At 62.4% G+C, this 12,678-nt stretch carries 14 protein-coding genes; 1 reads left to right on the top strand and 13 read right to left on the bottom strand.

Going from position 1 to position 12,678, the window contains the following annotated elements; translation table 11 throughout:
* Position 1 precedes the first annotated feature (1 nt).
* From ACDI39_RS08250 to ACDI39_RS08275, 6 genes are all read right to left on the bottom strand, one after another.
* Positions 2-997, bottom strand: a complete 996-nt coding sequence (locus tag ACDI39_RS08250; RefSeq protein ID WP_486538317.1) for a major capsid protein — start codon at positions 995-997, stop codon at positions 2-4.
* Positions 998-1,059: 62 nt separating this feature from the next.
* Entirely contained in the window at positions 1,060-1,407 is a 348-nt protein-coding gene (locus tag ACDI39_RS08255; RefSeq protein ID WP_253081156.1) for a head decoration protein, read from the bottom strand.
* A 2-nt stretch (positions 1,408-1,409) separates the two neighbouring features.
* Positions 1,410-2,567 carry a head maturation protease, ClpP-related gene (locus ACDI39_RS08260; RefSeq protein WP_486538320.1) on the bottom strand — a complete coding sequence of 386 codons (1,158 nt, stop codon included), beginning with the start codon at positions 2,565-2,567 and terminating at the stop codon, positions 1,410-1,412.
* The gene (locus tag ACDI39_RS08265; protein ID WP_486538322.1) at positions 2,564-4,060 is read right to left on the bottom strand and encodes a phage portal protein; all 1,497 of its coding nucleotides are present in this window, start codon (positions 4,058-4,060) and stop codon (positions 2,564-2,566) included. The genes ACDI39_RS08260 and ACDI39_RS08265 overlap by 4 nt, the downstream gene beginning before the upstream one ends.
* Positions 4,057-4,263: a phage head-tail joining protein gene (locus ACDI39_RS08270; protein ID WP_253081159.1), complete on the bottom strand. Its 207-nt coding sequence runs from the start codon at positions 4,261-4,263 to the stop codon at positions 4,057-4,059. Before ACDI39_RS08270 ends, ACDI39_RS08265 begins: the two co-directional genes overlap by 4 nt.
* Positions 4,264-4,304: 41 nt before the next feature.
* Complete coding sequence (locus ACDI39_RS08275; protein ID WP_253081160.1) at positions 4,305-4,547, bottom strand: hypothetical protein; 243 nt, start codon at positions 4,545-4,547, stop codon at positions 4,305-4,307.
* On the opposite strand from ACDI39_RS08275, the gene ACDI39_RS08280 reads away from it, so the two are divergent.
* The gene (locus ACDI39_RS08280; RefSeq protein WP_486538324.1) at positions 4,546-4,983 is read left to right on the top strand and encodes a hypothetical protein; all 438 of its coding nucleotides are present in this window, start codon (positions 4,546-4,548) and stop codon (positions 4,981-4,983) included. The two genes, ACDI39_RS08275 and ACDI39_RS08280, sit on opposite strands and share 2 nt — an antisense overlap.
* A gap of 3 nt (positions 4,984-4,986) precedes the next feature.
* On the opposite strand, the gene ACDI39_RS08285 is transcribed toward ACDI39_RS08280, so the two are convergent.
* From ACDI39_RS08285 to ACDI39_RS08315, 7 genes are all read right to left on the bottom strand, one after another.
* Positions 4,987-7,023, bottom strand: coding sequence for a phage terminase large subunit family protein (locus tag ACDI39_RS08285; protein WP_486538326.1), 2,037 nt, complete (start codon positions 7,021-7,023; stop codon positions 4,987-4,989).
* Between the two features lie 4 nt (positions 7,024-7,027).
* Positions 7,028-7,621: a terminase small subunit gene (locus tag ACDI39_RS08290; RefSeq protein ID WP_486538328.1), complete on the bottom strand. Its 594-nt coding sequence runs from the start codon at positions 7,619-7,621 to the stop codon at positions 7,028-7,030.
* A 160-nt stretch (positions 7,622-7,781) separates the two neighbouring features.
* Positions 7,782-8,129 (bottom strand): phage holin family protein, encoded by a 348-nt coding sequence (locus ACDI39_RS08295; RefSeq protein WP_486538330.1) that lies wholly within the window; start codon positions 8,127-8,129, stop codon positions 7,782-7,784.
* 202 nt (positions 8,130-8,331) lie between these two features.
* Complete coding sequence (locus tag ACDI39_RS08300; RefSeq protein WP_410045748.1) at positions 8,332-8,883, bottom strand: hypothetical protein; 552 nt, start codon at positions 8,881-8,883, stop codon at positions 8,332-8,334.
* Between the two features lie 325 nt (positions 8,884-9,208).
* Positions 9,209-11,974, bottom strand: a complete 2,766-nt coding sequence (locus tag ACDI39_RS08305; RefSeq protein WP_486538332.1) for a bifunctional DNA primase/polymerase — start codon at positions 11,972-11,974, stop codon at positions 9,209-9,211.
* Positions 11,971-12,174, bottom strand: coding sequence for a TraR/DksA C4-type zinc finger protein (locus tag ACDI39_RS08310; RefSeq protein WP_486538334.1), 204 nt, complete (start codon positions 12,172-12,174; stop codon positions 11,971-11,973). Before ACDI39_RS08310 ends, ACDI39_RS08305 begins: the two co-directional genes overlap by 4 nt.
* Complete coding sequence (locus ACDI39_RS08315; RefSeq protein ID WP_410045751.1) at positions 12,167-12,655, bottom strand: phage regulatory CII family protein; 489 nt, start codon at positions 12,653-12,655, stop codon at positions 12,167-12,169. The genes ACDI39_RS08310 and ACDI39_RS08315 overlap by 8 nt, the downstream gene beginning before the upstream one ends.
* Positions 12,656-12,678 lie beyond the last annotated feature (23 nt).

Raw genomic sequence — 12,678 nt, forward strand, 5'->3', positions numbered from 1 at the left:
GTCAGCGCTTCAGGCGGATAATGGCGCGGGGACGGGTCACCAGGTGCAGCGGGTTCGACTGGGCTTCACCGGCCACCCCCTTCTTGAACGGCATCATCTCCAGCTGGCTGTAGTACGGCAGGCCCTCGGTGTTGACCGTATCCATGTAGTCAGCCGGTGCGAAGCGGGTGATGCACAGGCCAGGCACACCTTCCGGTACCAGACGCGCTTCATCGTCCGGCACGAAGGAGGTACCGCCGACCTTGCCACGGTAGCGCTCCCAGGTGATACCGCCGAACTCGAATGCTTCGCGACCATCCGCACGCAGCGCAGCAGCGTACTGAGTGCCTTCATAGGTTTTCTTCACACTCTCGTGCGCGATCAGCGCCCGCCAGAAGTTCTTACCGCAGAATGCTCGCGACCCCATGCTAGTGGTTGCGCCCAACGCCTCTTCCTGTGCATCCAGCGCATCCACGCACTTCACCCGGACATCGGTGCCCGAGCTGGCTAGTTCCATCTCGATCTCGATCGGTTCGAGTCCGAAACGATCATAGATGTCGAGCAGCACCGTACTGCCGTCAGCATCCAGCACGTAGCCGTTCAGGGCACCCATACGATGGAACTCGTGGGTGGCGTCAAGGTTGCGGCGAGCTTTCGCCAGACGCTTATTGACAACGTCCTGAACAGCTTGCAGCTCGGTCTGCTCACCGAAAGCACGAATCCCCTGGACTTCATCTGCCTTGATGGCAAAGGTTTCAGGCAAGTGAACGGTGTTGAACGGCAGCAGGATCCGCTTGCTGCCGTTGACCACCAGCCCCGAAGTACCACGCTCACCCGCCGGCACCAGGGCCAGGGTGTCGCCGTCCTTTTCGACTTGGACGGTCACCGTGGTAACGCCCTCCTCCTCGAACAGCCCCAGCTCTGCCAGTCGGCCCGGCACGAAGGGCTGTTCGTTGATCGCAGCCGTGAGCGCGGGGACGGTGAATGCGTTGTCTTCAAAAATCTCGATATCAGCCATGAGGGCCCTCCAGAAATGCAAAACCCCGCACTTGGCGGGGCTGAAACAGGGTTGGCTCGCTATCAGCGAACGATGATGAACTGCGCCGCCAGGGACTTCTCAGCGTCGAGATCGAGGCCCGTCAGCAGCGCTTCGCTGACCTCGGCGAGACGTACAACCGCTCGCCCCCGGCGAGCCACGTCCGAAGCACCAACGGCAGCGAACAGGATGCACTTGGCCGTCTCGCTACCGTCCTCGGCCTCCGGGTTGTACGGAGCGAACTGGCCGGTGGCACTGAGCTGGCCCAGAAGCTGGCCAGCGACCAGGGCGGCACCAGGTGCCAGTTCGATGACTTCACGGGAGATCTTCCCAGCGCCCTCGGACAGCAGGAATTCACCGGCATGCACCGGTTCCACATAGTTTTTGCTCATGCTCAGGCTCCTTTGCCGGTGCGTTGTTGAGCGGCCTGCCGGCGGGCAGACCAGATATTGCTGGGGTTGGGCAGCTTCGCCTTGACCTTCTCCGGCTCGTCGTCGGCGGGCGGCAGGCTATTGTCGATCTCGAAGCCTTTGCCCGAGCCGACCAGCTTGTCGAACAACCGCGCCCGAACAGCTGTCGCGTCCAGACCAGCGCTCACGAAGTCGGCGGTCATCTCTGGCAAGCGCGCCGCAACACAGAGATCGCGCACGGCTTTGGCACGGGTCAAGGCGGCCTGTACCGTGGCTTCGTCGGCCAGCTTGGTGGAGGCAATCAGTGGCGCCACCAGGTTGCTGATGCCGGCCTTGGCACACGCCTGGGTGATCATCAAAGCCAACGCCGTCGAATCGGCCGCTGGCGGCGCTACCGGCTCACCCTTCGGAGCGGGTTCGCTCGGGGTGTCCGACTCGGCCTGGCTGGCACGCAACTGATCCAACAACGCTTGCGGGGTGTTCCGGTAGCGCGCCAGGGCGGTGCCCTGCCCCAAACACGCCTGAACCTTGACGCCATTGCCGATCTCGTCAGCCAACCCCAGCTCCAGCGTCTCTTGGGCCGTGAGCCAGGTTTCGTCGTTGACCAGGCGTCGCAGCTCGGCATCATCGATATCCGGCGCTTTGGCCTTGTAGGCGGCGATCATTGCCTCGAACGCCTGGTCGAGCACATCGGCCACCCGACGGAGATCTTCCGCATCACCACCAACCCAGGTGTAAGGGTTGTGGATCATCAGCATGGCGTTCGACGCCATGATCACACGGTGAGCGCCACACACTGCGACGCTGCCGGCACTGGCGGCCAAGGCATCGACCCGGCCAGTACAACGCTCACCCAGCCGGCTCAGCGCATTGTGGATGGCGAGGCCTTCGAACAAGTCGCCGCCATTGGTGTTGAAGGCCACCACGACTTCCGAAACGCCATCATCCACTGCCTTGAGGTCCTGGATGAACTGGTTGGCGGTGATGCCCCAAGCACCAATTTCGCCGTAGACATAGACCTCGATGACCTTGGCTCCAGACTCACCTTCAGTTGCTGCGGTAATCCTGTACCAGTGTTCATCCTCGACCTGCTGCGTGGACTTGGCCTTGTTGAAGATGCGAAACGGCATCAGCGGTTTCATGTTTTCCCCTTCTCGTCGGGCTCATCTGGCTCATCCTCGATGGCCGACAAGCTGCTGTATTTGAGGCCCAGGCCCTTTGCCCGAGCGATATCGGCGGCGTTTTCTTCGTCCACGATTTCCGCGTCGGTACCAGACCGCAGGCACATCTCGCTGCGCGAGGCAAAGCCCGCGCCGACCTCGAGCATGCGCGACTGAACGTCTTGAACCGGGTGGATGTAGGCCCAGCCTTGTGGCACCCACCGCGTACGCAGGTACTCGCGACGCCTCTGGGTGTAGTCCACCAGGTCCAAGGCCCCGGCCAGCACCGCCATGTCCATCCAAGCCGCCCGCACCGGGCGACACAGCTGATGGACGTACACCTGGAACTGCAACTGCTCCAGGCGACGCCGAAACTCGGTGAGCACCACACGGATCGCCCGGTCGTTCACGTCGCGCATGTCGCCGGTCATCAGCTCGTAAGGCAGGCCTGCCCCTGCTGCTGCTGCCATGAGTTGCTGCCGCATGAAGTCGGGGTAGTTGTTGCCGCCGTCAGGTGGATCGGAGAACTCAACCTGCTCGCCCGGGAGCAACTCCTGCATCGTGCCCGGCTCCAGAGCCACCATCGGCGTGAAGCCGTCACGGTCGTGCGTGACCGGAGCACCTGTGACCATATCCAATGGTGGAGGCCCTACCCCTTCCGGCGCCGGCTTGCGAACGAAGCCGGCGAACAGGTTGGCCACCTCCTGACGGAACAGCACCGCGTCGTCGTAGTTGTCCAGGCTGCGCAAGCGCTTCAGTATCGGCGCCAACCGTGGCACCCCTCGCAGTTGGCCCGGCTCCAGCGGCTCGAAGATGTGCAGCATCTGCTCGGCAGGCACCCGCACCAGCGGGTTGTAACCGGCGTTGAGCGAGGCCTTGTCGCTGGGGTGATTGCGGTAGCACCAGTAAGCCACGCGGCGCCCGATGCTGTTGAACTCGATGCCAGCGCGGATCACATTGCCGGACCGGGTGACCTCGAACTTGTCGTGCGGCACGAACTCCGGCGCGAGGCACTGTAGTTGCAGCGGCACCGCCAAACCGTCTTCCAGACGCCGGGGCCGCAACCGCACGAAGCATTCGCCCGACTGCTCGACCGTACGCGCCACCAGCGCCTGCTGGCCGTAGAAGTCGGTGAGTTCGTCGGCATCCGACTCGTCCACCCAGTCCTCCCACAGCACCTGCATGGCGTTGCGCAGGGCCTTGTCCAGCAGCCGAGGTTGAGGGGTGATGCCGGTACCAATCAGGTTGCTAACCCGCTTGTCGATCACATTGGCCGCATACGGGTCGTTGCGCACGGCAGCCCGTGACCGCGAACGCAGGTTGCGCAGGGCCGGCATGAGCAGGCTGTTGGGCCCTGTGTCCGGGGCATCCCAGCCAGAGGAACGTCGCCCCTCGGCGGCGCCTTCATAGTTGGCCTTGATTCGCTCCGGTACCAGCAGGCCGGAGCGGGTGAGAGAGAGGTAGCGGCCGCTCACAGCCCTTTACCTCCGTGGTAGAGCCGAACCACTCGGGAGCGCGGCCCAGCGGACTGGGCAAGCTCCGTGCGGATCAGGTCACGGGCCCGGATGAGTTCGTCTACCGAGCGATACTCAACGGTACGATCGCTGTAGCGGACGATCCGTTCGCCACGCGCAATCGCACGCTCGACAGCCGCGAGGTGTGCCTGTGTGTATGCCATGAGGAAATCTCTTGCAGCACTGCGCTGCGTGCGTTACGAGTTCAGAGGAAGTTCTGACGCCGGGAGTTGATCTCCTCACGGAAACGTCCACCGGCAAGAACGTGAGCCAACGCATCGGCCAACTCATCAGGGGGAATGCTCGGTAACCGCAACGTCCAGTAAGTACGTGCTCTGACCCAGTCCATCCTTCCGGTAAGCTGATCGGCCACCACACGCCTGAGCTCACTTTGAAGTTCAGCGGAGGCTTTAACCTTTTCAACTCTTGACTCGGGGTCTTGTGACATGGCTGTCTCCAATATTGAGATGTTTGACGAAATTACCGGGAAGATCTTCGCGAAGCTCTACCAGCGCTTTCCTTTACCGACCCATCTGCGAGCGGAGGAATTTGCTGGCGAGGCGATGGGCTACGACGAAAAATTCGGCATGGACCTACCTACTAAAGATGCCGAGTTCTTCTTCGCCACAGGTAAGTGGCTAATTGAGGCTGGTTACCTGACTGCCACGCCCTACCCGTATATCGCCTTCGGAGACGCAGTCCTCACTGCAAAGGGCCTCGAGGTCCTGAAGGCTGTACCCGACAGTGTTAGCTCGAAGGAATCTATCGGCGAACAACTTGCCAGCATGGCCAAGGAGCAAGGTCGCGAAGCAACTAAAGGCCTTGTAACCGAGGCTTTGGCCTTGGGCGCCAGGTTCATCAGCCCCATGATTGGACTGAGCTAGCGCTCAACGCCTCTTCAAATAACCGCTGCTCGAGCTGCGGCGTTGCATTGGTTGAGGTGCCGGGCGAGGTTTCGGCGATGGGGCCGAAGGAGCCGGCCGGGCTGGGGGCTGCGGTGCTGGCTCTTGCTCAGTGCCCGGCTCGAGATCATCAGCGTCAGCCTGCTCGGTGACAGATGGCTTCGCTGGTGCGTGCTCATCGAACAGACTGGCCTGGGCCAGGGCCTGGCGAAGCTTGTCCCAGTCATGCTCGCCGTAGCGATGCAGCCCGAGGTAGTGCGCCATGGCCAGGTTGTACACCATGAGGTCCAGCGCTTCGTTGCGCTCGGCCTTGCCCTTGACCCACTCGATGCGTTTGTAGCCCTTCACGTAGCGGGCGATCTTGCGTTCAGCCACACATTGCTGGAAGAACTCGTCAGGCAGATCCTTGGCGAAGTGCAGCGCGCCAGGCCCCGACTCGAAGCTGTAGCGGTTGTAGATCCAGTCCTTAGCCGTGTCGGTACCGACCATCCACAGCTCGGCACCATTGCGTTCGGTCTGGCCCTTCCAGGTGACATCGACTTGGGACGGGCGCTGGGCGATGACGGGACGACCCGGTTTGCTCGCCCCCTTGAGCGCGAACACGTTGCGCCAGCGGCGCACCCGGGTGAACTGGTACACCTCATGGGTGTGGTGACCACCGGAGTCGATGCCGGTGGCCAGAATGCCCAGGGAAACGCCGCAAGGGTGGCGGTATCGAACCTTCAAGCGCTCGTCCAGCAGTGCCCAGGTGCGCTCATCGGCTGGATCGCCAGGGATTACCTGGTGGTCGACCACCCAGCGCTCCATACCGGCACCATAGCCCATGGTCATCAGTTCCAGGCGGTTGGCCTGGACGTCGACGGCAGAGGTAAGTGCCAGGACGCCCGCAGGTAAGGTGCCGAGCACGTAGTCTTCCTGCAGGGCTCGGGCCTGGAGCACTTCCGCCTTGGTCTGCTCGACCGCGCTGTCCCAGACTTCCGCCAGGCGGGTGTTGTAAAACACCTGCATGGGTTCAAGATCCCCCCGATCCTGGGCGCGCTTGGCCTCCTCGTATTCGCGGGCCAGCATGGCCCAGGAATGCCAGCCCAATGGTGCATACAGGGCATTCAGGTGGAAACCCACCGTCTGGCCGTCGCCCTTGGCATGGGCTCGCCACTCGCCCTGGGCCAGCATCTCGGCCTTGTGGCGTTCCTCGATCAGCACGTCGCAATCAGGACTGGCACACTGGTAATGCACGGTGGCGAAGTCCGGCGAGTACAGCAGGCGCTCCCACTGGAGCACCTGCATGTGGCCGCAAGTCGGACACGGCACGTAGTAGTACCGCTGATCGCTCTGCTGGAACAGGTCATCGATCCGCGACGCGCCCTTGATCGTCGGCGAACTGGAGAAGTAGAACTTGGCGTTGCGCCCGAAAGTACTGCCCCGCGCCTCCGCCAACTTGATCGGATCGCCCTCCTGGTCCACGTCGACATCCCAGCGATCAACCTCATCGCCATACACATACCTGGCGGAGAGCTCAGCAAGGTTGGCGGCCGAGCCAGCCGTCGTGGCATACAGCGTGCCCCCCTTGAACTCCTTGGTATCCATGGTGTTGCGCGCATCCCTGGAACGGGACGCGGCTACCCGCTCCTGCAGTTCCGGCGTCACAGCAATGGTCTTGCCGATCCTCGACGAAACACGTTTGGCGAGGCCCAGGCTGGGGAGCAGCGTCAGGATGTTGGACGGAGCCATGTGGATCAGCGCCCCGATCCAGTTCAGGGCGATCTGCGTTTTCATCAGCTGCGAGGCAACCTTCGTAATCACTCGTCTGCACGGATGGGAAGGCGACAGGCAACGCATAGGTTCACGGGCATACGGCGTCCGCGCTGTGCGATATTTGCCGGGCTCGGCTGCGCCAGTATCACGCGGGATCCGCATGTACTCATCAGCCCACTCATCAACCCACAGTTCGGGGTCGGGCTTCAGCCCACGGCCATACGCTTCGCGGTACACCCTCGCACCGTCTGCGTATCCGGTGGGCATAGGCTTAGCTCTGTGTCATGGCTTGTTCAAGATCGGCGCTGTTCATCTTCGCCGCGTCCTCGAAGACTTGGCGGAAAGCGCACATGAGGTGTTTCTCGATTTCCCAGGAGTCCCCCATGCCCGCCACTTCGGCTGCGAGCTGCGGGGCCAGGCCGAACACCAGGTCGCGAATAGTGCGCCCAGCAGCAAAGGCCGCGTCCTCGACCGGCTTGCGCTCGACCAGGTTGCCCTGGACCTTGTGGAACTCAGCCTCAGCAAGCTGAGCGAGATAGAACTCGCGATGCGCCCTCGCCTTCTGGAAATCCAGGCCCTTGCCGGGCTGCTGAAACGCCGACTCAACCGCCAGCTGCACCGCAGGTGTATCGCCGGCCAATTGGAGCTGGCTGCGGATATCCCGCTCCACACGATTTTCTTCATGACGGGCCGCGACAGCGGCCTTGCTGGGGTCAGCGGATTCGGCCAGTAGCGCCTCGGTTGCTTCGACATCGACCTTGCCGTCGGCGGTGAGCACCAGGCGGTCCTGCTTGGCCAGTTTGGAAACGTAGGATTTCGACCATCCGTGCCGGGCAGCGAACTCCGATTTGGTCAGGTAGCTCATGCTGAAAAGTCCAGTTCACCCAATGAATTCAAGGGGTTAACCAGTTCACCGCAGTTCACTAAGCTGGTGAACCTCCCACTAACGCAGAACCGCGGGTTTCCTGCCCCGTACTCCCCGAAATTTGCCAGGGTCCCCGGCGCCCGCCGGGGCGCCAGCCCGGTCACCGCCCCGACTCGCCGCTGCGCGGCGGGACTTCGCAGACGCCCAGGCGCTTCGCGGCCCAGCGCTCATACAACCCGATGGCCACGTCGGCGCCGGCCATCGCGGTCAGGCAACCGAATGCCGCCGAGGCCCAGATCGAAGCGCCGGCGGAGTACAGCAGCATGATGGTTGCCATCCCGCAAACCACGCACGCCCCCGAACGCAGGGCGATACGCCGGACCAATGACCAGCCCCGGACCCCGGCTTTGTCCGCCCGCCACATCTCACCCGACACCCCGCCGACCAGGGAAAGTACGATCACCATCCAGATCGGCATCTCAACTAACGCTTGCTGCTCACTATTCATGAAGGCCTCTTGGCAAAGCACGGCGCCAGAAACAGAAAACCCCGCCAGATGGCAGGGTTCTCGGTGCGCCGACAGGTCGGAGCGGTTGCACAGCACAGTGCTTGTGGGGGAAGCGCCTAAGCGCACTTTTCATATCGTGGCGACTTTTTACCTGTCACCGGAAAAACCGAAAAGGGGCAATTTTCGGTTCGTCGCTTCGGCGCTACTTCGGCGCATCCTCGGCGCACGCTCGGCGCATATTGACCCGACGAACGGTATGCAGCCGCACCCGCCCCGCACGCGCAGCAAGGACGGACAGCACCTGTAAGTGCAGCGCCTTGACCCAGTTGCGATAGGTGCGGTCAGCGGATTCCGCCAACCCCACCTCACGCATTTGCTCCCGCACGGTTGTGCGGTGGATGTAGCGCAGCGTGGCCAGCTGGGCCAAGGTCGCCCCCCGTTCATCCCGGCGCGCCAGCGCGGCCACAGCCGCATCAACTTCGGCCGCAGCGTGATCTAGGCCAGCCCCGCTCACCAAGATCCGCGCCCCCGAAGCACCACCCCTCGGTGCGGCGCCCTTCCATTCCATGATGGTCCCCATCTGACTGCCGATGCTGGATGTCAGCCCGAGTTGTGACCGCTGTTCTCCCCAATGCTGCATCAGCTCGCCAACCATCCGCAGACGCTCCGACGGATCCAGCAGGTCGGCCATCTCAATGCGGTGTAGTGCGAGCTGAGCCGAACGGCGGCAGCGACTTTCCTGGTCTTGATTCATATCCACGCCCTCGAAATTGACACCCAACACACATTCAGCCAACCCAACACAAACCCAACACAGTTAAATCCCAATAAAATCAGTTGATTATGAGGTTGTGTGTTAGGTGTGTTGGGTTTGTAAGGTTTTATGAGCCTCGCATGGGTTTCTTTTCTGAGGCTGGAAGACGCTAACAAAACGACGCGCACGCGCGTGCGCGTACACAAACCCAACACACCCGACACGGACAGGCGCCAGCCCAAGAAATTAGGGCCCCATACCTGTGTTGACCCCGAGCAAGTGACCCGACACAAACCCAACACACCCAACACGCAAGTAGATGTATTCATGCCGCGAGCACCTTGATGTGGTCCCAAGAGTCGACATTCCAGCCGGCAAGCTTCGCCCGTGCACGCCACTCGACGACATTCGCGCCCAGCTCGGCCGCTTTCAAGGATGGGGGCAGGGAAGGATCACCATCGCTGGGGAAGAAGAACGCCGCGAATCGCCGCGTATTGCCATCCGTCCAAGGGATCGCCCGCGTCTTCTCCACCGTCGCGCTGATCATCAACGAGAACTTCGTCTGGCTCATCGAGTGCTCCTTGTTGCGCGAACACCACTCAAGGAACAGGGCATAAAGGTCCGTGCTCAGGCAGCAGCCCCATAGGCCGTGCCCGAGTTCACCAGTTCGCCAGAGGTACAGGAAGGTCTGCCATGCCGTTCGGCTCAGTGCGACAAGCCGCTGGCGAGCCTCGGTCTTTGGCGGTCGCGTGCGTTGGTTGAACTCGCCCAGGTCGACGTCCAGCAACCAGCCATACAAGGCCGCAACGCCACCGTTCGCCAGTTCGCGACTGATCGCCTTCTGCCGCTCAACCGGCAGCGTCTCCATCGGCCACATCACCAGCATCCGGCGGTCATCATCGCTGATCGGCCACGGCATGATCTCGTTGCTCAGGAACACCGCGTTCATATGGTTGGCTTCTTCCCAACCGTTGATGAACTTGGACTCCATGCGCACCGTCTTGCCGGTGATCATGTGCTTGATCTTGCCCACCTGGTTGTAGCGCTGGTCCCGGCTGACAACCTCCTCGAACACAGCCCACAGCTTGCGGCTCTGCCAAGCATTGAAGCTGCCTTCCAGCTGCGTCTGGCCGACCGTCGCGGCGTACTGCCCATACAGCTGGCCGAACACATCGGCAAACAGCAGGCTCTTACCCGAGCCCTCCATGATCGAGTGCATCAAGACGGCGGTATCCATCTTGGCACCCATATGCTGAAGCGGGTACGCCAGCCACTTGGTCAGCCAGTCCAACGCTTCCGCATCGTGGTTGCACAGGAAAGAGATCAACCAGCGCAGGTTCTCGCATGCGCTGTCATCCCGCACCGGCTCCAGGGGCAACCCTTCGAACGTGTTGATGTAGATTGCGGGATCCTTGGTCATGGTCGGGTCGAACACAATGTGGTCGACATCCACCACACGCCGATCCTGGCTGTTCAGCCACCATTTGTACTCCTCTCCCAGGGCCATCTTCACAGCCCCTTCGGGGATTCGTCGTTTCTTCTCACGGTCCCAAACATCCTTGGTGCCGTCGATGTACACGTAGCGCTCAATGGGATCGAGCTTCAGCGCCCCACCCTTTTTACTCGCCAGGCGACGCGCCTCATCCAGTTCCTGAGCCTGCTCTGGAGCGATGAGCTTTTTATCTGTCCGGTCCATCCACTCCTTGGCCAAGGGCTTACCTACCAGCGCCTCGAAGCCTGACTTCTTCATCGGCTTCGCCCTGTCCATGTCCCAAACGTGCGTGGTGCCTTCAATCAGCGCGAAGCGTCGCATGGCGCCTTCAATGTCCAACGCGCTATCCCCCTCCCCCCCGGCGGCCGAGGAGCAGGCCGAACTGGGGGCGCTGTTGGCAGATGGGGTGGGGGGAAGCTCATCTTGTTGCTCAGCAGGCTCTACCGCCGGTTCGCCGGCTTGCTCATCTACCGATGGGGTATGGGGAAGCTCACCGATAGGTGGCGGCGATGGCGGGCGCGAGGCAGCATCCAACCCGAGCATCTGCGCCGCAGCCCGGGTGGCTGCACGCTGGTCACCGTTGTGCACCAGGATGCAGAAGACGTCGAACGCATCATTCTTGTGGCCGTTGGCCAGCGGGTCGGAGCTGTGATGCGAGAACAGCTTGCCGTCGGTGATAGTCACGCCGGGTATACCGCTGCTGCTCTGCGGGCACAGCCATTTATCCCCTTTTCGCTCGTAGCCATGTGCCTCGATCAGCGTCGCGATGTCATGGCACCGGTTGAACTCGGGAATCACATCGGGCAGCGGTGCGCCGGAACGCACCGTCGCTGCTCGAGGCCGAGCAGCAACGGGACGTGGAGCGGGTGCAGCCTTCGGCAACCAAGGGCAGATCGCCTCAGCTTTCGGCTTGAACTGATCCCATTCTTGCCAGATGGCAAGCAGTTCGGGCGGCAGCTCAGGCAGACCGTCCGCGGATGGAGGCGTTCGCCAGGTGTATGGCTTGCCGGTACCGGGATGGATCGAGGGCGGCAGCACGTCCTGCACCAGGCCAGCGCGCAGCTCGAATACCGTAATTTTCTTGAATGGCTCCGCCGCCATGCGCAGGGCAGCCTCCCGGCCGGCATCGCCAGCATCCTTGGCGGCCTTCACCTGGGTCATGAGGGCCTTGAAGATGGAGCCGTCCGGGTCGGCCTGGCTGGGCCACACCAGTGAATGCTGGCTCAAGTCAACACCATCCGGCGCCCGGAACATAATGCGAAAACGCGCCGGGTTGCCTACCGTCGTCGGGTAAGCATCCGCGAGCGCGTCCACATTCATACTCAGCAGGTCTGCCAGGACTTGCCGGGTCCACTGCACGTCATCGACGTCGAGCGAGCAGACCCGACCGGGCCCCAGCACCACACCAAGGTTGTGGGTCGGATGGGACTGCCAGAACGCTTCGGCAACATCGGCATCGGTGAAGTAGTGACCCGGCTGGTTCCAAGCGCGCCCCTTCGGCCCCTTCTCGCCAGGCTCGATCGGTACCAAGGCGAGGCCGAAGGTTTCGATGTAGCGCCGCGCCCATGCGGCGGTAGTCGGTCCTTGACGCTCACTCATCGGCGCCGCTCCCGCAGCTCTTGGCAGCTGACGCAGGTTTCACAACCTGCGACAGCTTGCTGCCGCAGGAGCGGGATCGGCTCGTCGCAGTCCTCGCAGAACTGCGCGCTGGGCCCTGCCTGCTTGCCGGCCTGGTGACGGAGGGCAGCCTGCAGAAAGTACTCGGCCTGGTCGTTGGCCATATCGACTGCGTCAGCCATTGGCGCGGTCCTCCATGGCCTGACGGGCACCGGCCATGATGGCCAGCACCTGCCGAATGACGTCCATACCGCGCTTCTCGAGATCCAGCACTTCGTGCAGCTCCCACACGTTGTCGGCAGCACCGTCGTGCATGCTGCTGACGAACTCGCCGGCCTCATCCAGCAGCTTGCCGACGGCCCTCAAGGCCTCGTTGGTAGCAGGCACCGGCTGGGGACGGTACCAAACCACCCCAGCGGCACGCCCCAGGGCGTCGAGTACCCGAGAGTCCTTAGTCCACTGAAGCACTTCCTCCAGCTCGTCCGGCGACAGCCAACGGCGCTCTTCGTCGTGCTTGAGCTTCTTCTGCAGAGCATCGATGTCGATGCCCATGTCGTAGGCGAGCTTGGTGATGCCGCCCGGATAGTCACGACCGGCGCGATAGAGCGACTGCCGCAGGGAGAGGACCAGGCCGGTGCCTGACAGAGTGTCGATGCGACTCATAACCGTTAAACCTCGGTTAACGG

The sequence above is a fragment of the Pseudomonas sp. Tun-23181 genome (genome assembly GCF_057415455.1).